This window comes from Phenylobacterium sp. LH3H17 (assembly GCF_024298925.1).
Classification (GTDB): domain Bacteria; phylum Pseudomonadota; class Alphaproteobacteria; order Caulobacterales; family Caulobacteraceae; genus Phenylobacterium.
The window spans coordinates 3,039,399-3,064,222 of the sequence record NZ_CP101283.1; the positions used below are offsets into that span (position 1 = coordinate 3,039,399).

General features: G+C 68.2%; 27 protein-coding genes and 1 tRNA gene. 9 read left to right on the forward strand and 19 right to left on the reverse strand.

Features of this window, described 5'->3' with window-relative positions; all coding sequences use genetic code 11:
- Positions 1-92: 92 nt before the first annotated feature.
- Positions 93-168: transfer RNA gene (locus tag M9M90_RS14900), tRNA-Ile, on the reverse strand.
- Positions 169-324: 156 nt separating this feature from the next.
- On the opposite strand from M9M90_RS14900, the gene M9M90_RS14905 reads away from it, so the two are divergent.
- Entirely contained in the window at positions 325-1,068 is a 744-nt protein-coding gene (locus M9M90_RS14905; RefSeq protein ID WP_254834007.1) for an SIMPL domain-containing protein, read from the forward strand.
- A 71-nt stretch (positions 1,069-1,139) separates the two neighbouring features.
- Positions 1,140-1,943, forward strand: coding sequence for an enoyl-CoA hydratase/isomerase family protein (locus M9M90_RS14910; RefSeq protein WP_254834008.1), 804 nt, complete (start codon positions 1,140-1,142; stop codon positions 1,941-1,943).
- A gap of 1 nt (position 1,944) precedes the next feature.
- Here the strand turns inward: M9M90_RS14910 and M9M90_RS14915 are convergent, their stop codons facing one another.
- The 3 genes from M9M90_RS14915 to M9M90_RS14925 all read right to left on the reverse strand — a co-directional run bounded on the left by M9M90_RS14915 (position 1,945) and on the right by M9M90_RS14925 (position 3,878).
- The gene (locus tag M9M90_RS14915) at positions 1,945-2,394 is read right to left on the reverse strand and encodes a hypothetical protein (protein ID WP_254834009.1); all 450 of its coding nucleotides are present in this window, start codon (positions 2,392-2,394) and stop codon (positions 1,945-1,947) included.
- Positions 2,391-2,747, reverse strand: coding sequence for an aspartate 1-decarboxylase (gene panD, locus M9M90_RS14920; protein ID WP_254834010.1), 357 nt, complete (start codon positions 2,745-2,747; stop codon positions 2,391-2,393). Before panD ends, M9M90_RS14915 begins: the two co-directional genes overlap by 4 nt.
- A 243-nt stretch (positions 2,748-2,990) precedes the next feature.
- Complete coding sequence (locus tag M9M90_RS14925) at positions 2,991-3,878, reverse strand: alpha/beta hydrolase (protein WP_254834011.1); 888 nt, start codon at positions 3,876-3,878, stop codon at positions 2,991-2,993.
- 148 nt (positions 3,879-4,026) lie between these two features.
- Here M9M90_RS14925 and M9M90_RS14930 point away from each other — a divergent pair, with 148 nt between their 5' ends.
- Positions 4,027-5,283, forward strand: coding sequence for a serine hydrolase (locus tag M9M90_RS14930; RefSeq protein WP_254834012.1), 1,257 nt, complete (start codon positions 4,027-4,029; stop codon positions 5,281-5,283).
- Here the strand turns inward: M9M90_RS14930 and M9M90_RS14935 are convergent.
- Positions 5,280-5,636, reverse strand: a complete 357-nt coding sequence (locus M9M90_RS14935) for a hypothetical protein (protein WP_254834013.1) — start codon at positions 5,634-5,636, stop codon at positions 5,280-5,282. The genes M9M90_RS14930 and M9M90_RS14935 overlap by 4 nt on opposite strands.
- Positions 5,637-5,777: 141 nt before the next feature.
- Between M9M90_RS14935 and M9M90_RS14940 the strand changes: the two genes are divergently transcribed.
- From M9M90_RS14940 to M9M90_RS14950, 3 genes are read left to right on the forward strand one after another with little or no spacing between them, the layout of a single operon-like run.
- Complete coding sequence (locus M9M90_RS14940) at positions 5,778-5,999, forward strand: flagellar basal body rod C-terminal domain-containing protein (protein WP_254834014.1); 222 nt, start codon at positions 5,778-5,780, stop codon at positions 5,997-5,999.
- Between the two features lie 47 nt (positions 6,000-6,046).
- Positions 6,047-6,667, forward strand: a complete 621-nt coding sequence (locus M9M90_RS14945; RefSeq protein WP_254834015.1) for a TIGR02466 family protein — start codon at positions 6,047-6,049, stop codon at positions 6,665-6,667.
- 9 nt (positions 6,668-6,676) lie between these two features.
- On the forward strand, positions 6,677-7,489 hold the full coding sequence (locus M9M90_RS14950) for an RMD1 family protein (protein WP_254834016.1): 813 nt from the start codon (positions 6,677-6,679) through the stop codon (positions 7,487-7,489).
- A gap of 4 nt (positions 7,490-7,493) precedes the next feature.
- Here M9M90_RS14950 and M9M90_RS14955 read toward each other — a convergent pair whose 3' ends face one another.
- The 10 genes from M9M90_RS14955 to M9M90_RS15000 all read right to left on the reverse strand — a co-directional run bounded on the left by M9M90_RS14955 (position 7,494) and on the right by M9M90_RS15000 (position 16,867).
- A complete protein-coding gene (locus tag M9M90_RS14955; protein ID WP_254834017.1) occupies positions 7,494-7,973 on the reverse strand; it encodes a VCBS repeat-containing protein in 480 nt (159 codons plus the stop codon).
- Positions 7,974-8,026: 53 nt separating this feature from the next.
- A complete protein-coding gene (locus M9M90_RS14960; protein WP_254834018.1) occupies positions 8,027-9,631 on the reverse strand; it encodes a M28 family peptidase in 1,605 nt (534 codons plus the stop codon).
- Between the two features lie 110 nt (positions 9,632-9,741).
- The gene (gene rpoD / locus M9M90_RS14965) at positions 9,742-11,694 is read right to left on the reverse strand and encodes an RNA polymerase sigma factor RpoD (protein ID WP_254834019.1); all 1,953 of its coding nucleotides are present in this window, start codon (positions 11,692-11,694) and stop codon (positions 9,742-9,744) included.
- Positions 11,695-11,781: 87 nt separating this feature from the next.
- Positions 11,782-13,683, reverse strand: coding sequence for a DNA primase (gene dnaG / locus M9M90_RS14970; protein ID WP_254834020.1), 1,902 nt, complete (start codon positions 13,681-13,683; stop codon positions 11,782-11,784).
- A gap of 25 nt (positions 13,684-13,708) precedes the next feature.
- Positions 13,709-14,287 carry a sigma factor-like helix-turn-helix DNA-binding protein gene (locus tag M9M90_RS14975; protein WP_254834021.1) on the reverse strand — a complete coding sequence of 193 codons (579 nt, stop codon included), beginning with the start codon at positions 14,285-14,287 and terminating at the stop codon, positions 13,709-13,711.
- Between the two features lie 258 nt (positions 14,288-14,545).
- Complete coding sequence (locus tag M9M90_RS14980) at positions 14,546-14,926, reverse strand: hypothetical protein (protein ID WP_254834022.1); 381 nt, start codon at positions 14,924-14,926, stop codon at positions 14,546-14,548.
- A gap of 68 nt (positions 14,927-14,994) precedes the next feature.
- Entirely contained in the window at positions 14,995-15,690 is a 696-nt protein-coding gene (locus tag M9M90_RS14985; RefSeq protein ID WP_254834023.1) for an HAD family hydrolase, read from the reverse strand.
- A 90-nt stretch (positions 15,691-15,780) separates the two neighbouring features.
- Positions 15,781-16,098: a cupin gene (locus tag M9M90_RS14990; RefSeq protein ID WP_254834024.1), complete on the reverse strand. Its 318-nt coding sequence runs from the start codon at positions 16,096-16,098 to the stop codon at positions 15,781-15,783.
- A 4-nt stretch (positions 16,099-16,102) separates the two neighbouring features.
- The gene (locus tag M9M90_RS14995) at positions 16,103-16,348 is read right to left on the reverse strand and encodes a DUF1272 domain-containing protein (RefSeq protein WP_254834025.1); all 246 of its coding nucleotides are present in this window, start codon (positions 16,346-16,348) and stop codon (positions 16,103-16,105) included.
- A gap of 84 nt (positions 16,349-16,432) precedes the next feature.
- Positions 16,433-16,867: a DUF1330 domain-containing protein gene (locus M9M90_RS15000; RefSeq protein ID WP_254834026.1), complete on the reverse strand. Its 435-nt coding sequence runs from the start codon at positions 16,865-16,867 to the stop codon at positions 16,433-16,435.
- Between the two features lie 151 nt (positions 16,868-17,018).
- Between M9M90_RS15000 and carA the strand changes: the two genes are divergently transcribed.
- Entirely contained in the window at positions 17,019-18,188 is a 1,170-nt protein-coding gene (gene carA, locus M9M90_RS15005) for a glutamine-hydrolyzing carbamoyl-phosphate synthase small subunit (RefSeq protein WP_254834027.1), read from the forward strand.
- Positions 18,189-18,282: 94 nt separating this feature from the next.
- On the opposite strand, the gene M9M90_RS15010 is transcribed toward carA, so the two are convergent.
- From M9M90_RS15010 to M9M90_RS15025, 4 genes are all read right to left on the reverse strand, one after another.
- Positions 18,283-18,822, reverse strand: a complete 540-nt coding sequence (locus M9M90_RS15010; RefSeq protein ID WP_254834028.1) for a fasciclin domain-containing protein — start codon at positions 18,820-18,822, stop codon at positions 18,283-18,285.
- Positions 18,823-18,983: 161 nt separating this feature from the next.
- Positions 18,984-19,703: an anti-sigma factor domain-containing protein gene (locus tag M9M90_RS15015; RefSeq protein ID WP_254834029.1), complete on the reverse strand. Its 720-nt coding sequence runs from the start codon at positions 19,701-19,703 to the stop codon at positions 18,984-18,986.
- A complete protein-coding gene (locus M9M90_RS15020; protein ID WP_254834030.1) occupies positions 19,700-20,254 on the reverse strand; it encodes a sigma-70 family RNA polymerase sigma factor in 555 nt (184 codons plus the stop codon). Before M9M90_RS15020 ends, M9M90_RS15015 begins: the two co-directional genes overlap by 4 nt.
- 86 nt (positions 20,255-20,340) lie before the next feature.
- Positions 20,341-20,754: a cupin domain-containing protein gene (locus M9M90_RS15025; RefSeq protein WP_254834031.1), complete on the reverse strand. Its 414-nt coding sequence runs from the start codon at positions 20,752-20,754 to the stop codon at positions 20,341-20,343.
- Positions 20,755-21,105: 351 nt separating this feature from the next.
- Here M9M90_RS15025 and M9M90_RS15030 point away from each other — a divergent pair, with 351 nt between their 5' ends.
- Together M9M90_RS15030 and carB are read left to right on the forward strand one after the other, a co-directional pair.
- Complete coding sequence (locus M9M90_RS15030; protein ID WP_254834032.1) at positions 21,106-21,312, forward strand: cold-shock protein; 207 nt, start codon at positions 21,106-21,108, stop codon at positions 21,310-21,312.
- A gap of 193 nt (positions 21,313-21,505) precedes the next feature.
- Positions 21,506-24,796, forward strand: coding sequence for a carbamoyl-phosphate synthase large subunit (carB, locus tag M9M90_RS15035; RefSeq protein WP_254834033.1), 3,291 nt, complete (start codon positions 21,506-21,508; stop codon positions 24,794-24,796).
- The last annotated feature ends 28 nt before the right edge of the window (positions 24,797-24,824 follow it).

Sequence of the window (24,824 nt, forward strand, 5' to 3'; positions counted from 1 at the left end):
GATGACGCGCGCATGACGGTTTTGCTCTGCGTCGACGACTTGTGGCCGACAAGCGCCGGCCAGGCGACTGCCCTACGTCCGCGGAAGCGTGCTGGTGGGCCCGGTAGGACTCGAACCTACAACCAGACCGTTATGAGCGGTCGGCTCTAACCATTGAGCTACAGGCCCCTGCAGCGACGGTTCGCGGGGTTACCACGACCTGCACGCGCCTTAAAGCCGCCGTTCAGATTGGGTCTGCAACAAGCGGAACCACAAGGGTCGGCTCGCCGTTAGGTCGGGCAGCCGGCTCCGGGCAAGCCTGCTCATCCCCGACTGGAGACAACCATGAAAACCCTCGTCCGCGCCGGCGCCCTGGCCCTGCTGCTCGCGACCGCCGCGGCCGCACCCGCCGCCCTGGCCCAAACCTCGCCGGCTGGAGCCGCTTCCATGTTCAACGCCACCACCCTCAACCTCTCGGCCTATGGCGAGACCCGCATCGCGCCCGACAAGGCGACGATCAACCTGGGCGTGGTGACGGAAGCGCCTACGGCGGCCGGCGCGCTCTCGGCCAACGGCGAGCGGATGAACAGCGTCATCGCCGCCCTGCGCAAGGCCGGCATCGCCGAGAAGGACATCCAGACCTCGGGCCTGAACCTCTCGCCCCAGTACGACTATGTGCAGAACGAACCGCCAAGGCTGCGCGGCTACCAGGCCTCCAACCAGGTTACGGTGACCGTGAACGACCTGGCCAAGCTGGGCGCCGCCGTGGACGCCACGGTGAAGGCCGGCGCCAACCAGGTAAACGGCATCTCCTTCGGCCTGAAGGATCCCACGGCCGCCGAGAACGCCGCGCGCCACGAGGCGGTGAAGGCGCTCAGCGCCAAGGCCGCGCTCTATGGCCAGGCCACCGGCCACCGCATCAGCCGCCTGGTGTCGCTGAGCGAAGGCGGCGGCTATTCGGTCCCGCCGCCCATGCCGATGGTGCAGTACGCCCGAATGGAGAAGGCCGACTCGTCCGGCACGGCGATCTCCGGCGGCGAGCTGTCGGTGCGGATCGATGTCACCGCCCTCTATGAGATGACCCGCTAGCAACGCACGGGCGGCCGGTGCTTGCGCCGGCCGCCCGGACCGGCGACCCTCGACCGATCGGGAGGCGCGCCATGGATCCGTTCGAACAGGCTTGGAGCCATCTGAGCGTCAGCCTGGAGGGCGCGGTCGCCACGGTCCGCCTCAACAGGCCGGAGGCGCGGAACGCGCTGAACACCGCCCTGATGGAAGAGCTCACCGCCTTCGCCCGCGCGATCCGGCGGCGCGGCGACATCACCGCGGTGATCCTCACCGGCTCCGAGCGTTTCTTCTCGGCCGGGGCCGATCTCGGCGCCCAGGGCGAGCGGCGCAGGCCCACCCTGCTGGAGACCCGCCAAGCGGTGATGGCCGGTCCCGACATGTGCGAGGCCTGGGAGGAGATCGAGGCCGTCACCCTGGCGGCCCTCGAGGGCTACTGCATCGGCGGCGGATGCGCGCTCGCGGTGGCCTGCGACTTCCGGATCATGGGCCAGGGCGCGACCATGCGGCTGCCGGAGGTGCCGCTCGGTATCAACATGAGCTGGCGCAGCCTGCCGCGGATCACCGCCCTGGTCGGTCCGGCGCGCGCCAAGCGGTTCGTGATGTTCGGGGAAGCGGCCTCGGCCGCCACCTGCCTGGACTGGGGGTTCTGCGACGAGGTCGTCGCCGACGGCGAGGCCCTGGGGGCTGCCCAGGCCTGGGCGGCCAAGCTCGCCGCCCTGCCGCCGCTGCCGGTGCGGATGACCAAGGAGGCGATCGACGCGGTGACCAAGGGCGGCCATCACGCGGCGACCTTCATGGATCGCGACCAGTTCCTGCTGACCAGCCGCAGTTCGGATTTCCGCGAGGGGGTGGCGGCCTTCTTCGAGAAGCGGCCGCCCAGGTTCACCGGCGACTAGGCTAGAGCCCGGCGGCCTTGAAGGCGGCGCCCAGCTTGTCGGCGATCACCACGCCAGGGGGGACATTGTCGCCCTCCATCACCGCGGCGTAGACCATGTCGTGTCCCTCGATGGGCCCGGACGCCCAGGCCACCAGCCGCGAGCCCTCAGGATTGCTGGGGCAACTGGCGGTCGTCGGGGTCTTGCTGGCGAGGGCGGCTTCCAGAAGATCGTCGGGCGTCTGTGCCAGGCCGCCGCCGCAGGCCGGCAGTTTGCGGCCGCAGACGACATTGGAGCCGAACCGGTAGACCGTCTTGCCGCCCTGGGCGATCAGCACGCAGGTTCCCGGATCACCCACAGCTTTGCCGACCGTCTGGTCCAGCACCGCCTTGTCGACCCCCTCGGGGGCGTTCGGCGCGCAGGCGGAGGCGAGGAGCGCCGCGAGCAGGAGACCTGCGGCGCGCGGGATCACGCGGCCATCTTCACGTGATTGCCGTCGTCCAGCAGCACGACGGTGGGGGAATAGTTGCGGGCCTCCTCCGACGGCAGCATGCCGTAGGTGACCACGATCACCTTGTCGCCCTTTTGCACCAGGCGCGCGGCGGCGCCGTTGACCCCGATCACCTTCGAGCCGCGGGGCGCCTCGATGGCGTAGGTGGTGAAGCGCGCGCCGGTGGTGATGTTCAGCACGTCGACCTGCTCATGCGGCAGGATACCCGAGGCGTCCAGCAGATCGCGGTCGATGGCGATCGAGCCTTCGTACTCCAGGTCGGCCTGGGTCACCGTGGCGCGGTGCAGCTTGGCCTTCATCAGGGTCACCAGCATGGGCGGTCCTTCAACGTGCAGTGCACAATGCCCTCAAAATGAAAGGCCAGCGGATATAGACGCGAAAATGGGGCGGTTCAATTGCCGCGACGCAACAAACATGACCCTAGGTCAATCGGTCGCGTATCCGCGTTTGGCCTGGTTCGACGCGGGATTCCCTAGCAGAATCGGCGAGATAGGCGACCGGGCGTCGTCGATCGCAAGATCACCTAGGGGGAGCTGATATTTTTGTGAGCGAGCGTCCTAGCCGGCCTTTTCGCGCAGGAAGTCCGACATCTCGTCCAGCAACGGAGCCAGACTCCGGAACGGCCGGGCGATGGCCTTCATGACGCCGTTGTGGTCCAGGCCCGGATAGTGATGCTCCTCCACGCTCGCCCCGGCCCGGCGCAGCGCCGCGGCCAGATAGGCGGTGTCGCGCGGCGGCACCTCGGCGTCGGCCTCCCCCGTGGCCAGGAACATCGGCGGGGCGTCGGCGCGGGCGAAGGTGGCCGGCTGGGTCGCCGCGAGGTCGGCCTCCCGGCCGAACACGTTCGTCACGCCGGCCCCCTTCAGCGGCAGGAAGTCATAGGGCCCGGCCAGGCCCGCCACGGCCCTGATCGTGAGCGGATCGACGCCGGCGGCCTTCAGATAGCGATCGTCCAGGGCCAGCATCACGGCGTTGTAGGCGCCCGCCGAATGGCCCAGCAGCACGATCCGGCTGGGATCGCCGCCATAGGCCGGGCCGTGGTCCACCGCCCAGCGCACCGCCAGGGCGCCGTCCTCCAGGAAGGCCGGGAAGCGGACCGCCGGATAGAGCCGGTAGTCGGGCAGCACCACCACGAAGCCCTTGGCCGCCAGGGCCCGGGCGGTCCACTCGTAGTCCTGCCGCCGCCCCGTCTCCCACGAGCCGCCGTAGAAGAAGACGGCGATGGGCCGCGGCGCTTCGATGCGGCGGGGAGCATAGACGTCCAGGGTCTGGCGCGGGGCGCCGCCATAGGCCTGGTCCGTTGCGCTGCGCAGGGCCGAGTCGTGCGGCACGAAGGTGTTGAACACGCCGAGCGGCGTACAGGCGCTGGCCAGTACGGCCACCGCCGCGATCAGGGCCGTCCTGGCGGTCGGATGGTAGGGCCGGAACGAGAGGCATGGCGGCATGCCCAAGGGCTATCGGCGTTCCCGCCACCTCGCAACCATGGCCGCGCGCCGTACCGAAACGTCGGACTTGACGCCCCCTGGGTCACCGGGCCCAAATCCTCCCGAAGCGGGCTCCAGGACGCCGGCGCGACGAACGGGAGTGGGCGACATGGACGGCGATCAGGCTTTGGGCGGCTTCTCTTCGGAGGGCTTGGCGGCCATACCGGCCAGTCTGGCGCCGGTGGTGGAGGCGGGCGACCTCTCGGGCTTCGTAACCCTGCTTTGGCGCAAGGGCGAGCTGGCCCAGGTCAATACGCTGGGTCTGCGCGACGTCGAGGCAGGCCTGCCCATGACCCGCGACACCCTTTTCCGGATCGCCTCCATGACCAAGCCGATCACCTCGGTGGCGGCCATGATGCTGCTCGAGGAAGGCAAGCTCAGCCTGGATGACCCGATCACCAAGTGGCTGCCTGAATTCGCCGACATGCAGGTCCTTAAGTCGGCCTCCGGCCCCCTATCGGAGACCGTGCGGGCCGTCCGCGACATCACTATCGACGACCTGATGACCCATCGCGCGGGCCTGGCCTACGGCTTCACTTCGATCGGCCCGATCGCCCACGCCCACGAAGAGGCCCTGGGCCCGCCGCTGGGCGGACCGCACGGTCCCGACGAATGGCTGAAGCGGCTGGGCGAGCTGCCGCTATCGTACCAGCCCGGCGAGCGCTTCCATTACAGCCACGCCACCGATGTCCTGGGCTTCCTGGTCGGCCGCGTCGCCGGAACCGGCTATCGCGAGTTCATCATGGAGCGGATCCTGCAGCCGCTCGGCATGGCCGACACCGACTTCTGGTGCCCGCCGGACAAGCGCGACCGCATGGCCAAGCTCTACCGGATCAACCCCGAGACGGACAAGATGCAGGATGCGTCGTTCCCGCACATCGACGGCCCGCCGGCCTTCTGCGCGGGCGGCGGAGGCCTGATATCGACGGCCGACGACTATCTGAAGTTCGCCCGCATGATGCTGAACGGCGGCGAACTGGACGGCCGGCGCTATCTGAAGCGCGAGACCGTCGAGCAGATGCGGACCAGCCGCCTGACCGACGACCAGCGCCAGATCCCGTTCATGGGCATTCCGTTCTGGCTGGGCCAGGGCTTCGGACTGGGTCTCTCCGTGATCACCGATCCCGAGAAGCAGGCCTGGATGGGCGCGGGGTCGGAAGGCTCGTTCGGCTGGCCGGGCGCCTTCGGCACCTGGTGGCAGGCCGACCCGGCCGAGGACATGGTGATGATCTACCTGATCCAGAACTCCATGCCGCTGGGTCCCGAAGCCGCCGCGCAACTGGCCACCGGCCAGCGCATGGGCGGCCGCGCCGCCCTGCCGGTGTTCCAGAAACTGACCTACGCGGCCCTGGGCCGTGCGCTCTAGGGCTTGCGCGGCTCCACGCACATCGGCTGGCCTTCATAGAGGTCGCCGATGAGGCTGCCGTCGCGGGCGGCGAGCTTGCGCGCCTTCTCGAAGGCGAGGTTTTCCTTCGGAGCCCTCTGACCGGGGGCGCAGACGGGCGCGTCTACGCGCATGCCCTGTCGGCAGATGCAGATGTCCTCGCGCTTGTCCAAGCGGCTGCCCGGCACCTTGCAGACCGCGGGCAGGCTCTGACCGCCTACGTCCAGGCAGAGGGTGGTTTCGGTGGGTGGGTTGGCCGACATCCCGCCCTGGGCCAGGGCCAGGCCCGAGCTGGCGGCCAGCGCGGCGGCGGCGATGAGGAAGGTGCGGATCATGTCGAGGCCTCCAGACGTCATGCGAACATAAGGCGCCCGAAGCGTGGCGCCTTTCGGGCGGCGACAGCTATCGCGATTCACCATGTCTCCCAGCGAAAGCTTAACCGCAACGCCCCATGGTGGTGACCGGGAGGGCCCGCCATGGATCCGATTGCGACCGCTCAGTACGGCATGCTCGCGGCCAGCCGCCGCTTCGAGGCCTCGGCCTTTCGCACCGCGCAGATGGGCGACCCCAACGCCAATGTGGACCTTGGCTTCGAGGTGGTCGAACAGATAACCGCCAAGCATGAGTTCTCGGCCAACGCCGCGGTGATCCGCACCGCCGACGACATGCTGGGCGACCTGCTGGACATCCTGGCCTAGCCAGCTGGATCTTTGACATCGCGCTCCAGGCCCGGTAGCCGCCGGTCATGGCTCTGCGCTCGCTCTTCGTCACCCAGGTCTATGAGGCCTCGCTCACCGGCGAGCGCGACTTCGAGGGCTTCAACGCCGAACTCGAGGACGCCTGCCGCATGCTGGCGGACGAGGACATGGCCGGCCGCGCCTGGTGCAAGCAGAACGCCTATGGCGGCTACACCTCCTACGCCTCGCTGGACGACCTGCCGACCCGGGCCAGCGTGTTCGGCGACCTGAAGCGCAGGCTCGATCGCCACGCGGCCGCCTTCGCCCGGGACCTGGCGCTCGACCTGGGATCCCGGCGGCTGAAGATGGACAGCCTGTGGGTCAATGTCCTGAAGCCCGGCGCGGCCCATTCGGGCCATATCCATCCGCACAGCGTCATCTCCGGCACGGTCTATGTGGCGACGCCGCCCGGGGCCAGCGCGCTGAAGCTGGAGGATCCTCGCCTTCCGCTGATGATGGCCGCCCCGCCCCGCCGGCTGGACGCCCCCGAGGCGGCCAAGAGCTTCGTCTACCTGCAGCCCCAGCCCGGCACGATCCTGATGTGGGAGAGCTGGCTGCGCCATGAGGTCCCGGCCAACGCCGCCAAGCGCGAGCGAATCTCCATCAGCTTCAACTACGGCTGGCGCTAGGATGCAGTCATGCCCGAGCCCCCGCTCCCGACGCCTGCCGATCTGAAGCCACTGACGGCGCGCGCCGTCGTCCTGGGTGAGCGGATCGACACCGCGGGCCTGGAGCGGCGCGACGCCATCTCCACCGCCCCGCTGTCCTTCCGGGTCGCCGACGGCCTGGTGGTCGTGTTCCGCTACGGCGTGGTCGTGATGATCGGGCTAGACCCCTTCGCCGAGGACGAGGTGCTGCGCAGCGTCGCCCCCCGCGTCCAGGGTCCGGTCAACAAGCGCGAGGAAGAGACCATCCAACTGGCCGCCCGCGACGACCAGGACGAGGGCGTCCAGCCCGACGGGGTCATCCGCATTGGAGCCCTGTCGCCCGACAAGCTGCTGGTGGTCGCCGACGCTGTGGCCAAGAGCGCCGCCCTGGCCAGCGACGAGCGCCAGGTGGCCGAGGTGTTCGACACCATCGAACCGTGGGCCAGGCGGCTGTCGGAGACCGGTCGCAGCCCTGGCGGGCGGCGCGACATGATCCGGCTGATCGGCTCGGCCCTGCTCGTCCAGCACCGGGTCGCCGAGCGGGTGGCGGTGCGCGAGAAGCCCGACATTCTCTGGGATCGGCCGGACCTGGAGCGCCTCTACGCCCGGCTGGAGGACGAATACGAACTGGTCGAGCGCGCCGAGACGCTGGGCCGGAAGCTGGAGCTGATCGGCGAGACTGTCACGGTGATGACCGACCTCATCGACACCCAGCGTTCGCTGCGCCTGGAGGCCATCATCGTCGGCCTGATCGTCTTCGAGATCATCATCACCCTGACCCAGATGATGACCGGCCTCCACTAGGAGGTCAGCGCCGGGCGCAGGCGCCGCGCTGGTGTTCCTTGCTGCGCAGGAAGGCGTATTCCTTGCCGTTGTAGCGGACGATCGGGAAGCAGAAGCCGGGGCCACCCACCTCGATATCCGGCCAGCCGCCAACGCCCCGGGTGGGCAGGAAGGTCGGTATGCCCTGGTTCTGATCGATGAGCCGCCAGGTCCCGGCGGCGGTCTTCTCGGTGATGAAATAGCCCTGGCCCGTATTTCCGTAACAGTAGGTCCCGGAGCCGGTAATGACGATGTCGGGCCGGCCGTCGCCGTTGAGGTCCTTCACCCCGTCGGCCTCGATGGCGTACTGGCACTCCGCCCCGCTCTCGCGGTCCACCCACTTGCCGGGCTTGACGCCCGCGGCCTTGAAGGCCCCGGCCCGGTCGGCCGGGGTGACCTGGGCCTGCGCGGCTCCCGCCGCGACCAGCACGGCGACGACGATTCCGATCCCTAGACGACGCTTCATCTGAGCCCCCAAGTCCTGCCTGGGGAAAGGTTAACGCGGTAATTCGACTGTTGTCACCGTCGCGGTGTGAAGAGTTCGCCGAAGAAGTCGCCCTTGTTCCAAGCCGGTTTCTGGTCGGCGTCCGCGATTTCCCGCGCGATTTCATAGTTCAACCTGGCGAACTTGGCGCCTACCGCATAGTCGATCGGCTGGGCGATGTCGTCGCTGGGCTTATGATAGTTGTCGCGCAGGAAGCCGGTGAAGGCCGCCTGGCCGCCGTTCTCGAACCCGGTCATCAGGAACACCGAGGGCACGCCGCGCTCCACGAAGCGGAAGTGGTCGCTGCGGGTGAACAGGCCCTCGTCCGGCAGCGGATCGGGCGACAACTTCACCCCCATCCGCGCCCCGGCCCGCGTCACCGCCGGGCCCAGGGTCGACCGCTCGGCCCCGAACGCCACCACGTCGATGAAGTCGTAGGTGAGGAGCGACATGTCCAGATTGACGTTGGCCACGATGGGCGAAGCCGTGGTCGGGTTCAGGGCGAAGTATTCCGAGCCGACCAGGCCCTTTTCCTCCGCGGTGTTCAGCAGGAACAGCAGCGTCCGCCGCGGGGCCTTGCCCGCCAGGAAGGCGCGGGCGACCTCCAGGGTGGTGGCCACCCCGCCGGCATTGTCCAGGGCGCCGTTGTTGATGGCGTCGCCGTTCACCGGATTGGTGGAGACGCCGATGTGGTCCAGGTGCGCCGAGAGCACCACCACCTCGTTCTTGAGGACCGGGTCGGAGCCCTCGATCAGGCCCACCACATTGACGCTGTCGAGCGTCTTCATTTCGGTGTTGATCGTGGCGTCCAGCCTGGACGGCAGGGCGAAGCGCGGCGGCGCGCCGGCGTCGGCGGCGGCATAGACCTGCTCCAGGGACTTGGGCGCCCCGGCAAACAGCTTGGCCGCGCCCTTGAGGCTGATCCGGGCGAGTTCCGGCGTGGAGGCGGCTGGCGTGAAGGTCTGGCCCGAGGGCTCGCGCCAGCTCATTCCCCAGGACTTCCATTGCCGGGTGGAGTTGGCGAAGGGGTGGCGCTCCTCTTCGCTGGGCGTGTTCACGGTGATGAAGCCCACGGCGCCGCGCTTTTCGGCCTGCAGCCGCTTGGTGCGGCCGCTGGCGTAATAGGCGCGCTCCTCGGTGTGGAAGCTCTTTGGGGCGCCCGCGAGCGCCACGACGATCTTCCCCTTCACATTGAGGCCCGCATAATCGTCGCGCTTGCCGCCCACCACGCCAAAGCCGACGAAGACCATCGGGGCATTGCGCGCCGTGGTCGCCGCCCGCGGATCGCGCCCCGGCAGATAATCCTCGCCGAACACCAGGGGCGTCGCGGGGCCGCCCTTGGCGACCACGGCCAGCCGGCCCTCGTCGGCGGGTCGGAAACCGCTCATCGGTACGGGTTGGAAGTAAGAACCATCGGCGAAGCCGGGCTTCACCCCGATCTGGGCGAGCTGTGAGGCCACATAGTTGGCGGCGATGGCGTGGCCGGCGGAGCCCGCCTCCCGCCCCTGCATCAGGTCGTCGGCGAGAAAGGCCACGTGAGCCCTGATCCGCTCGGCCGAGCGATCCGGCTCCGCGCCGGACACCGGCGTCGCCGCCAAGACAGCGGCGGACACGCCCGCCAGCACGCCAAAGAACTTCATGCAGCCTCCCCACTCAAGGCGGGGAACTTAGGCGACCCGGTGGGGTCGGCGCACATTAAGTCGCTGTAAGAATTGCGGCCCGTGCTCGAAAGCGACGGACCGCAGGGCTCTTAGCTGTCCAGGAAGCTCCGCAGCTTCCGCGACCGGCTCGGGTGCTTCAGCTTGCGCAGGGCCTTCGCTTCGATCTGGCGGATGCGTTCGCGGGTGACGCTGAACTGCTGGCCGACCTCTTCGAGGGTGTGGTCGGTGTTCATGCCGATGCCGAAGCGCATGCGCAGGACGCGTTCCTCCCGAGGGGTCAGGCTCGCCAGGACGCGGGTGGTGGTCTCGCGCAGGTTCGACTGGATGGCCGCGTCGATGGGCAGGATGGCGTTCTTGTCCTCGATGAAGTCGCCCAGGTGGCTGTCTTCCTCGTCCCCGATCGGGGTCTCGAGGCTGATCGGCTCCTTGGCGATCTTCAGGACCTTGCGGACCTTCTCCAGCGGCATGGCCAGCTTCTCGGCCAGTTCCTCCGGGGTCGGCTCGCGACCGATCTCGTGCAGCATCTGGCGCGAGGTGCGGACGATCTTGTTGATCGTCTCGATCATATGCACCGGGATGCGGATCGTGCGGGCCTGGTCGGCGATCGAGCGGGTGATCGCCTGCCGGATCCACCAGGTGGCGTAGGTGGAGAACTTGTAGCCGCGGCGGTACTCGAACTTATCGACCGCCTTCATCAGGCCGATGTTGCCTTCCTGAATAAGATCAAGGAATTGCAGGCCGCGGTTCGTGTACTTCTTGGCGATGGAGATCACCAGGCGCAGGTTGGCCTCGACCATTTCCTTCTTGGCCTGACGCGCCTCGCGCTCGCCCTTCTGCACGGTCTGGACGATGCGGCGGTAATCGTCGATCGGCACGCCGGTCTCGGTGGCGAGCGCTGCGATCTCATGGCGGATGTCGCCGACCTGAGAGGCGTCGTTCTCGACGAACTTGGTCCAGCGCACGCCCAGCGGCTTCACCTGATCGGACCAGTTGGGCGACAGTTCCTGGCCGAAATAGGCCTTGAGGAATTCGGTGCGCGAGATGCCGTAGCTGTCGGCCAGGCGCAGCAGCCGGCCTTCCAGGCCCATCAGCCGCTTGTTGATCGCATAGAGCTGCTCGACCAGGGCCTCGATGCGGTTGTTGTTCAGCTTGAGCGTCTTCAAGTGCTGGACGATGGCCAGCGAAGCCGTGTTGTAGGCCTTGCGGTCGGCGTCCGACAGGTCTTCGCCCTTGAGGCGCTTGCCGACCAGCTTCTCCTGCAAGGCGCGGAAAGCGTCGAACTCGGAGGCGATGGCGTCCAGGGTCGCCATGACCCCTTCGCGCAGCTCGCCTTCCATGGCGCTGATCGTGGGACCGGCGCCGTCGTCGAAGTCGTCGTCGTCGTCGCTCTCGCCCTTGGCGACCGCCTCGCCGTCGGCGGTGACCTCGGCCTCTTCCGGCTCTTCCGGTTCGGGCGGCGCATTGGCCAGGGCCTCGGCGGCGGCCGCGGCGTTGATGCCGCCATAGGTCTGTTCGAGATCGATGACCTCGCGCAGCAGGATGCGGCCGGTGCCCAGCTCCTCGCGCCAGACCATGATGGCTTCAAAGGTGAGCGCGCTTTCGCACAGCCCCCGGATCATGGTGTCGCGGCCGGCTTCGATGCGCTTGGCGATGGCGATTTCGCCCTCGCGCGACAGCAGCTCCACCGAGCCCATCTCGCGCAGGTACATCCGCACGGGGTCGTCGGTGCGATCGTAGGCGGGTTCCTTGGCCGTCTCGACGACCTGGGTCTCCTCGCGCACGGCGACCTCGCCGCCCTCGGCGTCTTCTTCCGCCTCGACGACGTTGACGCCCATCTCCGACAGCATGGCGAGCGTGTCTTCGATGGCCTCGGAGGTCACTTCCTCGGACGGCAGCACCTTGTTCAGCTCGTCCATCGTGACGTAGCCGCGGGCTTTCGCCTGCTTGATGAACTTCTTGACGCCGGCGTCGGTGAGGTCGAGCAGCGGACCGTCGCCGCCCGTCGTCTCAGTGGATTCCGCTTCGGCCGTATTGGTGCTCATCTAAGTCTCCGGATGTCGGCGTATCCGAACCCCCTGCAAGGTTCGGGCCGAAGATGGTTAATTGCGGCCTGGCGACGGTCGTTTTCTCTACGACCCGTCACCCGCCCAAATCGTTCCCGTTCTGATCGCGCGTTTCAGTGCGTCGCGCTCGCCTTTAAGACGCTCGAGGGCTTCCATGTCGGAACGGCCGCTCAGGTTTCCCTTTGCGGACCTTATCGCCTCGTCGAGCGCCGCAAGCCTCGAAAGGCCCGCGAAGGCATGCGACCACTGGGATTTCGCACTATCGAGGGAGACATCCGGTTTCATGATGGGCGCGCCCGATTTCGCAGCGGCCCGGTCGATGTCTGTCAAGAGCGCGGCAAACCCGCAAGACGCGAGATGGCGTGCGAGGGCTCCAGAGTCAAGGTGATCGGTCTCCAAACGGAACCGAATGATTTCCCTGGTCAATTCCACCAGACCCGGATCGCCGAAGCCGCGCGCGGCGAAGGCGTCCTCCAGGTGGTCGTCCAGCACGCTCGGATCGGCCAGGGCATGGGCGACCATGGCGGCCGCCAGCGGGTCCAGCGAATGGGCCAGACGCTGGGCCGCGGCCCGGCCCATGGCGGTCGGCGCCGGATCGATCCAGGCAGGACCCGCGCCCCGCCAACCCCTTGATTGACCAAAGTTTCCCCGGCCCTGACGGCCACCCGCGTCGCCGCCCTGCTGGGCCCGCGGCGACAGCGCATCCATGCGCTGCAGCAGGTCCTCACGATAGGCCTGCGCCAAATCCTTGTCGGCGATGGTCCCCGCCAACTGGCGCAACCGGGCCTTCAGCCCCGCCCGCCGCTCGGGGGTGTCGAGGGGCTCCTGATCGCGTTCCCGCACGAAAAGCGCGTCGACGAACGGCGTGGTCTGCGACAATTGGGCTCGGAGCGCCCCAACCCCCTGTTCGCGCAGCACCTCGTCCGGGTCCTTGCCGCCCTCCACCAGTGCGAAGCGGAAACTCTTGCCGGGCTTCAGCATCGGCAGGGCCCGGTCGATGGCCCGTGACGCAGCCTGGCGCCCGGCGCGATCACCGTCGAAACACAGGGTCGGCTCGGGATGCAGCCGCCACAGCATCTCCATCTGGTCCTCGGTGAGCGCGGTGCCCAGCGGCGCGACCCCGGCGATCCCCGCCCGCTGACAGGCGATGGCGTCCATATAGCCCTCGACCACGACCACCGGAGGGGTTTCCGCGCCCGTGGCGGCGGCCAGGATTTTGCGCGCCTCGGCCAGGCCGTAGAGCGAGCGCCCCTTGTGGAAGAGCGGCGACTCCGGACCGTTCAGGTACTTGGCGCGGGCCTCCGGATCCATGGCTCGGCCGCCGAACGACAGGACCCGACCCCGGGCGTCGGCGATGGGGAATATGATCCGGTCGCGGAACCGGTCATAGGGCGCACCGCCGTCCTCGGGCGCGATCAGCACGCCGCTCTCGACCAGCTCCGGCGGCCTGGCGCCCTTGGCGATCAGATAGTCCTTCAAGGCCGTACGGCTGGCCGGCGAGAAGCCCAGGCGGAAGCGGCCCCACTCGGACTCCGGCAGGCCGCGCTTCTCCAGATAGGCCCGCGCCTCGCGGCCCTCCGGCCGGCGCAGTGCCGCCTCGAACCACTGGGCGGCCAGCTCCAGCCAGTCCGACAGGCCCTGGCGCTGCTTCTCCTGTTCGGCGGCGCGCGGGTCAGCGGCGGGCAGGGTCAGCCCCGCCTCGGCCGCCAGTCGCTCCACGGCCTCCATGAAGGTCAGCCGCTCTGTCTCCTGCAGGAAGGTGATCAGATCGCCGTTCTTGCCGGACGAGAAGTCGAAGAACTGGCCCTTGTCGTCGTTGACGTAGAACGACGGGGTCTTCTCCTTGTTGAACGGCGACAGCCCGACATACTCCCGCCCCTGCTTGCGCAGTTTCACCGTCCGCCCGATCACGTCGGAGGGGCGGAGCCGGGATTTGATCTCGTCGAGGAAATGTTCGTCGAAGCGCACGCGCCATTTGTAGGCCGTCGGGTGGCTATAGGCGACTCAGCTTCTCCGGATTGCGCACCATGTAGATGCCGGCGAGCTTACCGTCTTCGCCGGGCTGGAAGGCCACGGTCATCGGGCCGTCCTCGGCCTCCAGGATCACGCCCGGATAGCCGTTGATGCGCACCGCGCGGAAGGTCATCGACCAGGGCTCGCCGTCATGGCGCCAGGCCAGGCCCTCCAGCAGCCGCATGATGTCCTCGCGGCCGATCAGCGGCCGCAGCGACGCCTTCCGCTTGCCCCCGCCGTCGGTGACCATCACCGCGTCCTCCGCCAGCACCGCCGAGAGCGCCGTCATGTCGCCCCTGGTGGCGGCGGCCATGAAGGCGGCGGCCAGCTTGGCGGCGTCTTCCTGGCTGACCGTGAAGCGGGGTCGGTTGTCCTTCACATGGGCCCGGGCCCGAGCGGCGAGCTGGCGCACGGCCGCCTCGTTGCGCCCAAGCGTCTCGGCCACGGACTCGTAGTCCTCGTCGAACACATCGTGCAGCAGGAACACCGCCCGCTCCAGGGGCGACAGCCGCTCCAGGGCCAGCAGGAAGGCCACCGAGACGTCCTCGGCCCGCTCCACGGGATCGACGCTGAGCTCCTCGATCAGCGGCTCCGGCAGCCAGGGGCCGCGATAGGCCTCCCGCCGTGCCTTGGCTGAGCGCAGGCGGTCGATGCAGAGCCGCGAGGCGGGCCTTGCGGTCGACCAGCTGGGTGACGAAGCCGAACTTCAGGAAGACCGCCGAGCTGGCCCGCAGCACATGGCGCATGTAGCTCGCGTCATAGCCCCAGGTTCGCTCCATCTTGTCGATCTGGCTGGCGAGGAATGTCTTCAGCATGGTCAGCGTCCCGGTTTGGGCGCGACCGCCAGCCAGGCCGCCAGCAGGGCTGGCAGGTAGACGCCGGGGAGGTCGCGGATGACGTCGGCCAGGGGGTTGGCCGAACAGCTGGCGTCGAAGACATGGATCCCCGCGTGCAGCACCAGGAAGGCCGCCCCCGCCACCAGGGCGGGCCAGCCCTGGACCGGCCGCCAGGCGAACCAGGCCAGGCCCCCGGCGGTCACCAGATAGGCCGCGCCGATGTCCCTGACGAAATGCGGGTTGTAGGCCCCGGTGGCGGTCACCCCCGGCACAGCGCCGTACCACCAGAACGAGGCGAACAGCATCGCCAGGGCGTTGGCGGCGAGCATTGCGGCCAGGGCGGCGGCCAGGATGCGGGTCATGGGTTGTCTCCGACTTCGCCCCTAGGACGGTGTAGAGCCTGGCCCTGTGACATCGCCTGAGAAGAAATTCAGCCGACCCGCGCCACCCAACCCGGCAGGTCGCGGATGGAAGCCAGTTCCACGAACCGACTGTGGCCCACGGGCGCCTCGGCGACCTCGTGCGCCCAGGTCAGAGGATAGGGCACGTGGGCGGCCCAGGATCCGGCCTCGATGGCCGGCAGGATGTCCGATCGCATGGAGTTGCCGCACATCACGGCCTGCCCTGCCCCGGTGCCGTGCCGCTCGAACACCCGAGCATAGGTCGAGGCGTCCTTCTCGCTGACGATCTCCACGGCGGCGAACAGGTCGCCCAGGCCCGAGGCCGCCAGCTTCTGTTCCTGGTGCAGCAGGTCGCCCTTGGTGATCAGCACCAGGCGGTAGGCCTTGGAGAGTTCGTCCAGGGCGTCCTCGACCCCGGGCAGGGGCTCGACCGGCTCGGTCAGCATCTCGCGCCCCACGGCGAGGATCTCGCGGATCACCTTGGACGGCGCCTCGCCCCCGGTCAGCTCCATGGCGGTCTCGATCATGGAAAGGGTGAAGCCCTTCACCCCGTAGCCGTAGAGCCGCAGGTTGCGCCGCTCGACCTCGGCCAGCTTGGCCTCGAGTTCGCCCCGCTCGGCCACCTCGGCCAGCAGGTCGCAAAACCGATCATGGTTCAGGCGGAAGATGTTCTCGTTGTGCCAGAGGGTGTCGTCAGCGTCCAAGCCGACCGTGGTGATGCTCATGGCGATCCACATAGCCGCTTGTGCGGCGAAATCGAACCCTGTCGCCCACCGCATCGCCTCCAGAGCGAACGACCTTCCTTGACGCGAAGCCTAGGCGGAGCCCTTGCGCTCGACGACCAGGATCCGCGCCTCGCCGACCGGATGGGCGACATGTTCGTCCCCGACCTCGGCGATGAACATGTCGGTGGGTTTCAGCCGCACCGACTTCTCGACCCCGCCCGCGCGGTAACGCATGTCGACCACCCCATCGAGGACCACGAATACCTCGGGCCCGTCATTGACGTGCCACCGATAGGGCTGGTCGGTCCAATGCAGCCGGACGCTGGCGCCGTCGATCTCGGCGAGGTCCCGGGCGCCCCAGGCGCGCGGCGCGGTGAAGGCCCGCGCGTCGTCTACGATGATCGGCACGAGCCTAGGCCGCGCAGGCCTTGTGGGACTTGGTGAACCGCTCGGTGGAGGCCGGGAACCGGGACAGGGCAGCCGCCGGCCGGATCGGACGAGAAACGAAATTGCCGCCGCAGTTGGGGCACGCTCCCCCCAGCCGGGTCTCGACGCAGTCGGCGCAGAAGGTGCATTCGAAGGTGCAGATCATGGCGTCCGGCGCGGCGGCCGGCAGGTCCTTGTCGCAGCATTCGCAATTGGGTTTCAGGGCCAGCATCGGCAAACTCCCATGGGTCGAGGCTCGACTATGGACGCCGCCCGCCTGGTCCGAAATGACGTACTTCCCTCGTTTTCGGCCGCGCTACTCGCCGAACCCCTCCCCCGGCTCGATCGGCGACAGCCGCAGGAGCCGCGAATCGGCGACCCCGGCGGTACGGTGCTTGACGAACTCGCGGTACTCGGGGTCGGCCACCATGGCCAGGAAGGCCGCGGCGTTCGGATATTCGGCGATGAAGGCCAGGTCCCAGGCTTCGTCCTGCGGGCCGGTCACCATCACCTGCGGCTTGCCCGCCCAGACCTGGCGTCCGCCCAGCCGCGCGAAGATCGGCGCGGTGGTCGCGCCATAGGCGCGATAGGCCTCGAGCCCGGTGATCCCCTTCCCGTGGTCGGGATGATCGGGCGGATATTCGGCCAGCGGCTTCACCCGCACGAGGTTCAGCATCTGGATCGGTTCGTCCCGCGGCAGGGCCTTGAAGATCGCCCAGGCGTCTCGGTCGGGATCGATGTGCGCGGTCATGACGGGCCTCCTCCCACGAGGGCGCATTGACCGGCCCTCCGGGACTCACTAACTACGCGGCCGTTTGCGCAACAAGCAGGCAGTTCCAGCGGGCGGGGTTTTCCCTCGGCCGGCCTTCTGCGAGCATGCGACCCACTTTAGGAGCCACCCCATGACCACCGACCTGCTTGCTGGTGTCACCGGCCTCCTGGTCCTGGCGGACGGCACGGTCCTGCAGGGGATCGGCGTCGGCGCTGCGGGCGAGGTGGTGGGCGAGGTCTGCTTCAACACCGCCATGACCGGCTATCAGGAGATCCTCACGGACCCCTCCTACATGTCCCAGATCGTGGCCTTCACCTTCCCGCACATGGGCAATACCGGCGTGAACACCGAGGATATCGAGCAGATGTCCGGGTCGGCCAAGACCTCCGCCTGCGGCGCGATCTTCCGCGACGTGCCCACCGCTCCCGCAAACTGGCGCTCGGAAGGCGACCTCGACACCTGGATGAAGCGCCGCGAGGTCGTGGGCCTGGCCGGGGTCGACACCCGGGCGCTGACCCGCGCCATCCGGGAGAAGGGCATGCCGCACGGCGTCATCGCCCATAGCCCGGACGGCAAGTTCGACATCCCGGCCCTGGTGGCCAAAGCCAACGCCTGGTCGGGCCTGGTGGGTCTGGACCTCGCCAAGGACGCGTCCTGCCTCCAGCCCTTCGTCTATGACGAGGGCCTGTGGACCTGGCCCGAGGGCTACGCCAAGGCCGGCCAGCCGAAATACGAGGTCGTGGTCCTGGACTATGGCGTGAAGCGCAACATCCTGCGCGCGCTCACCTCAATCGGCGCCCGGGCGACCGTGGTCCCGGCCAGCACCTCGGCCGAGGATATCCTGGCGCGCAAACCGGACGGGATACTGCTCTCGAACGGCCCCGGGGACCCGGCCGCCACCGGCGAATACGCCGTGCCGGAGATCAAGAAGCTGGTCGACAGCGGCGTCCCGGTGTTCGGCATCTGCCTGGGCCACCAGATGATGGCGCTCGCCCTGGGCGCCACCACCGTCAAGATGGAGCAGGGCCATCACGGCGCGAACCACCCGGTCAAGGACATCACCACCGGCAAGGTGGAGATCGTCTCCATGAACCACGGCTTCACCGTCGATCGCGACAGCCTGCCGGAGCCGGTGGTCGAGACCCATGTCTCGCTGTTCGATGGCACCAACGCCGGTATCGCGCTGAAGGACCGCCCGGTCTTCTCGGTCCAGCACCACCCCGAGGCCTCCCCCGGCCCGACGGACTCGCTCTACCTGTTCGAGCGCTTCGCGGGCTTCATGGATTCCGCGGCGAAGTAGCCCCAGACATCAAAACCCCTCCCGCCGCGACGCGACGAGAGGGGCTCCGGCGAGCCGGGACCGGGGAGACGTCGATCCCGACAGACCACGGCGCCTAGGGCATCAGCACCGTGTCGACGACGTGGATCACCCCGTTCGACTGGTTGACGTCGGCGATGGTCACCCTTGAGGTCCCGCCCTTGGCGTCGTGGACCACCAGGCCGCCGGCCATGGCCATAACCGTCAGGTTCTCGCCCTGGACCGTCTTCAGAGTGGCCTTCCCGCCGCCAGCCTTCACCATGGCCGAAAGGTCGGCGCCCGACAGTCGGCCCGGCGCCACGTGATAGGTCAGCACCTTGGTCAGGGTGGCCTTGCTCTCCGGCTTCACCAGGGTCTCGACCGTGCCGGCCGGCAGCTTGGCGAAGGCGCCGTTGGTCGGGGCGAAGACCGTGAACGGGCCCGCGCTCGCCAAGGTGTCCACTAGGCCCGCGGCCTGCATGGCGGTGACCAGGGTGGTGTGGTCCTTCGAATTGACCGCGTTTTCGACGATGTTCTTGGACGGATACATGGCGGCCCCGCCGACCATGACCGACTTTTCCTTGCCCATGGGCGAGATCATTTGAGCAGAAGCCGCGCCGCCGACGAGAAATGCCATAGCAAAACCGCCGACTAGAGCCGGCATGAACTTATTTTTCATAGATCGTGTCCCTGAATTACATGCCGCAATCTCGGCGACATCAGGAATACGGAGCGGCGTACGGCAGGGATGCGGGTTGGCGCATCTTTTTCGCCGGCGATGCGATGCGTCGGGCCGTCTCAGATCCTGGCGAGTTTACCGACCGCCGCGACGGGACCCGAGGGGCCGTCGGCCTTGGAGCCGCCCACGGGCTCGACCGAAACCGCCAGCTCCGCGCCCTCGGTCACCATGGCCACCATCTCCGGCTTCATCGGCATGGACTTCGAAGCGCCCGGCTCGATCAGGCCCAGCGAGCGCGCCTTGCCGTCTGAGGGGATCAGCCACAGTTCGTGGCTGTGATTGGGGTCGGCGCCTGGCGGAACGAGCGAGGCCACCAGCATCGCCTTCCGCGCGGGATCGTAGGCGGCAAGGAACAGCGGCTGGCCCGCCGTGGACGCCAGGCGGGCGTCCAGCATCGGGGCCATCGGCGGCGGCGCGGTGCGGATCACCACGGGCGGCTGGCTGGCGATCAGGGCGGCCGCGGCGATGCTGGCGGCGGCCAGGCCCATCGAGCCGATCGCCGTCCCGCGCCACAGGCGCATGCGCTTCATCAAACCGTTGTCATTGGCCGGCAGGGCGCTTTCGATGCGCGCCCAGAGCCCGGCGGGCGCCTCGACCGGCTCGACGCCCGTCAGCAGGGGCGCCAGGCGCTCGCGCCAGGCATCCACCTCAGCTGCGAAGGTCGGATCGCGAGCGAGGCGGGCCTCGGCCAGGCCGCGTTCACGCGCCGAGAGCACGCCCAGGGCGTGTTCGGCCGCCAGGGCCTCGTCGTCGTGCAGTTCGGGGCCGATGTCGCTCATCGCTCCAGGCACCCCTTGAGCTTGAGCAGACCGCGGCGGATCCAGCTCTTCACGGTGCCGAGCGGAGCGTCCATGCGCTGGGCCAGGGCCTCATAGGTGACGCCTTCGAAGAAGGCCGTGCGGATGACCCTCTGGGTCCGCTCGTCCAGCTCGGACAGGCAGCGTCCCAGCGCCTCGCCGTCCTGGGTCGCGGCGAGCAAGGTCTCGGCGCTGGGCTTGCCGTCGTCGATCTCCAGCTCGTCGACCTGCTCCGCATAGGCCAGCGGGCCCCGGGCGCGCAGGCGGTCGATGGCGCGATTGCGCGCAATGGTCGAGATCCACGTCATGACGCTGGCCCGGCCCGCCTCGAAGCGGTCGGCCCTTCGCCAGATCGTCAGATAGACCTCCTGCAGCACGTCTTCGCTCTCATCCCGGTCGGAGAGGATACGGAGACAGACGCCGAAAAGCTTCGAAGACGTGGCCTGGTAAAGTTGTCGCAGGGCTGCGCGATCGCCGGACGCGATGCGCGGCAACAGGTCGGCGAGCGGGTCGATCGAGGAAGTCGCGTTCAAACCGTGGGTTCGCAGACTGTCTTTACGGGCCTCGAAGCTGCCCTACGCCTGGGCGGCAAGGCAAGCCAGAAACGGTCGTTTTCCGATCAGGGGTCGCGTCGGATCATGTTGGTCTGGCCGGGCGGAGCCTGGTCGACAATCAGCAGCCGCGCGCCCTCCCCGCCCAGGGCCTCGCCCTGGTGCCACTGGTCGCGGGCCTCGACACCGAAGTCACCGGGCGAGAGCTCGACCACCGCCCCGGTGTCCAGGTTGGTCACCCTTACCCGACCGGCCAGGACATAGGCGAAGCGCTGGTTGGGATGCTTGTGGGCCGGGATGGTCCCGCCCGGCGGGAGGGTCGTCTCCGAGACGCTGACCCGCACCGGACCCTGGGGCAGCAGGATCGGCTGACCGCCCTGGGTGGTCTCGAAGGCGGCGATCGGGCGGGAGATCGGCGAGACTGGAGGCTCGGCGCGGGCGGTCGCCGCGGCCAGGCCAAGGAAAAGCGAAAGCATCGTCATTCAGGTCTCCAGGCGCGCCGCAAGCAAGCTTGCCGTACAGATGCGCATCCAAACCTTCGCAAGCCTGCGCCATAAGGGCCAGGAATTTCAGGGAGTGGGCCATCTAGTCTTCAAAATAGAGGCTCCTCGACCTCGGAAACCAAGTCGTCGCGAACTCAAGACCAGTGTTCGGCGGATCATCTTGCGGGGTGGCTGGAACCGCGCTACGGTTCGAGGGTCAAACTCGTACGGTTCGGCTGAATTTCCTTATCCCGCTTGGGATTCCGGACCTGCTCCCCGATCCCCGAGACCTTTGATCCGTTGCTCAAACCGCTTGGGCTGCGGGCATATCTATCAAGGACGAATATCTCTATGGCTACCGGCACTGTGAAATGGTTCAACGGAACCAAGGGCTACGGCTTCATCCAACCCGACGACGGCGGCGCTGACGTCTTCGTGCACATTTCGGCCGTCGAGCGCGCAGGCCTGCGTAGCCTGAACGAAGGCCAGAAGGTCAACTACGAGCTCGAACAGGATCGTCGCAGCGGCAAGATGTCCGCCGGCAACCTGCAGGTCTAGGCGACCGCAAGAGGGCCCTCCGGGCGCCTCTGTCAGAACGACGATGGGCCGGCGGCGACGCCGGCCCATTTTCTTTGGGCGAAACGCGGCTTGCGCCCAGGCGACTCCGTCTCTAAACGGCCCTCTTAACCTGCAGTTTGACCGGGACCGGGCGCGCTTTCAGAGCCGCGGCCGCCCTTGCGCGCGAGTAGACATGCCCAAACGCACCGACATCTCGTCGATCCTCATCATCGGCGCCGGCCCGATCGTCATCGGCCAGGCCTGCGAGTTCGACTATTCGGGGGTCCAGGCCTGTAAGGCGCTGCGCGCCGAGGGCTACCGCATCGTGCTGGTTAATTCGAACCCGGCCACGATCATGACCGACCCGGACGTGGCCGACGCCACCTATGTCGAGCCGATCACGCCCGAGATCGTCGAGAAGATCATCGCCAAGGAGCGGCCCGACGCCCTGCTGCCGACCATGGGCGGCCAGACCGCGCTGAACACCGCCCTGGCGCTCGAGGCCTCCGGGGTGTTGGCCAAGTACGGCGTGGAGATGATCGGGGCCAAGGCCGACGTCATCGACAAGGCCGAGGACCGCCAGAAATTCCGCGACGCCATGGACAAGCTGGGCCTCGAGAGCCCCAAGTCCAAGGCCGCCCACACCATGGACGAGGCCCTCGAGGGCCTGGAGTTCGTGGGCCTGCCCGCCATCATCCGGCCGTCCTTCACCCTCGCCGGAACCGGCGGCGGCATCGCCTACAATGTCGAGGAGTTCCGCGAGATCGTGGAACGCGGCCTGGACCTCTCCCCCACCACCGAGGTGCTGATCGAGGAGAGCGTGCTGGGCTGGAAGGAGTTCGAGATGGAGGTGGTCCGCGACAAGGCGGACAACTGCATCATCGTCTGCTCCATCGAGAACATCGACCCGATGGGCGTCCACACTGGCGACAGCATCACCGTCGCCCCGGCGCTCACCCTCACCGACAAGGAATACCAGCGCATGCGGGCGGCCTCGATCGCCGTCCTGCGCGAGATCGGGGTGGAGACCGGCGGCTCCAACGTGCAGTTCGCGGTAAACCCCGCCGACGGCCGCATGGTGGTTATCGAGATGAACCCGCGGGTGTCGCGCTCCTCGGCCCTGGCGTCGAAGGCCACCGGCTTCCCGATCGCCAAGGTCGCCGCCCGCCTGGCCGTCGGCTACACCCTCGACGAGCTGATGAACGACATCACGGGCGCCACGCCCGCCTCGTTCGAGCCCAGCATCGACTATGTGGTCACCAAGATCCCGCGCTTCGCCTTCGAGAAGTATCCGGGCTCCGAGCCGCACCTGACCACGGCCATGAAGTCGGTGGGTGAGGTCATGGCCATCGGCCGCACCTTCGCCGAGAGCCTGCAGAAGGCCCTGCGTGGGCTGGAGACCGGCCTAACCGGCCTCGACGATATCGAGATCGAGGGCGCGGGCGACCCCGAGACCGGCCGCGCGGCCGTGATCCGCGCGCTCGGCCAGCCCACCCCCGACCGCCTGCGGGTTATCGCTCAGGCCTTCCGCCATGGCCTGTCGGTCGACGAGATCAACGAGGCCTGTTCCTACGAACCCTGGTTCCTGCGCCAGATCGAGGACCTGATGCGCGCCGAGGCGGCGATCAAGGTCGCGGGCCTGCCCGCCACCGCCGCCGAATTCCGCGGCCTGAAGGCTCAGGGCTTCTCCGACGCCCGCCTGGCCAAGCTGACCCACACCACCGAGCGCGAGGTGCGCGAACAGCGCCGCGCCCACGGGGTTCGCCCGGTGTTCAAGCGCATCGACAGCTGCGCCGGCGAGTTCCGGGCGGCCACGCCCTACATGTACTCGACCTACGAGACCGGAGCGCTGGGCCAGACCCCCGAGTGCGAGAGCGAGCCCACCGAGGCGCGCAAGGCGATCATCCTGGGCGGCGGGCCCAACCGGATCGGCCAGGGCATCGAATTCGACTACTGCTGCTGCCACGCGGCCTTCGCCCTGGACGCCATCGGCGTCGAGTCCATCATGGTCAACTGCAACCCGGAGACCGTGTCGACCGACTACGACACCTCCGACCGGCTGTATTTCGAGCCCCTGACCGCCGAGGACGTGTTGGAGCTGATCGCCGTCGAGCAGACCCGCGGGACCCTGCTGGGTGTCATCGTCCAGTTCGGCGGCCAGACTCCGCTGAAGCTCGCCCAGGCCCTGGAAGACGCCGGCATCCCGATCCTCGGCACCTCGCCCGACGCCATCGACCTGGCCGAGGACCGCGAGCGCTTCCAGCAGCTGCTGCACCGCCTAAAGATCGCCCAGCCGATCAACGCCATCGCCCGTTCGCGCGACGAGGCCTTCGCCGGCGCCCACGCGGTCGGCTATCCCATCGTGATCCGGCCCTCCTACGTCCTGGGCGGCCGGGCCATGGAGATCATTCGCGACGACGAGCAGCTTGAGCGTTACGTCAACACCGCCGTCCAGGTGTCGGGCGACAGCCCCGTCCTCATCGACCAGTACCTCAGCCGCGCGACCGAGGTGGACGTGGACGCCCTGTGCGACGGCGAGACCGTCTTTGTCTGCGGTGTCATGGAGCACATCGAGGAGGCCGGGGTGCACTCGGGCGACAGCGCCTGCTCCCTGCCCCCCTTCTCGCTCAAGCCCGAGACCATCGCCGAGCTGAAGCGCCAGACCGAAGCCATGGCCTTCGCGCTCAACGTCCGCGGCCTGATGAACGTGCAGTTCGCCATCGAGGAGCCGCACTCGGCCGCCCCCCGCATCTATGTGCTGGAGGTCAATCCCCGCGCCAGCCGCACCGTGCCCTTCGTGGCCAAGACCATCGGCCAGCCGATCGCCGCCATCGCCGCCAAGATCATGGCTGGCGTGAAGCTCGCGAGCTTCAACCTCGTCGAAAAGCCCTACGACCACGTGGCGGTGAAGGAAGCCGTCTTCCCCTTCGCCCGCTTCGCAGGCGTCGACACCATCCTCGGCCCCGAGATGCGCTCCACGGGCGAGGTCATGGGCCTGGACTGGATCCGCGAGGGCGAGAGCTCCAGCGCCCCGGCCTTCGCCCGGGCCTTCGCCAAGAGCCAGCTGGGCGGGGGGGTGAACCTGCCCAAGTCGGGCTGCGTCTTCGTCTCGGTGAAGGAAGCCGACAAGACCTGGATCAAGGAGCCGGTGCGCCTGCTGATCGAGCTGGGCTTCAAGATCCTCGCCACGTCTGGCACCGCCTCCTATCTCACGGCCGAAGGCCTGGCGGTGGAGACGGTCAAGAAGGTGCTGGAAGGCCGGCCGCACATCGTCGACACCATGAAGAACGGCGGCGTCCAGCTGGTGTTCAACACCACCGAGGGCAAGCAGTCCCTGGCCGACAGCTTCGAGATCCGCCGCACGGCCTTGATGATGAAAACCCCCTACTTCACCACCACCGCCGGGGCGCTCGCAGCCGCCCAGGCCATCGCGGCCACGGTCGAGGACACCCTCGAGGTCCGGCCGCTGCAGAGCTACGCCTAGGGCGCCTCGCCAGACCTCGAATTGGAGC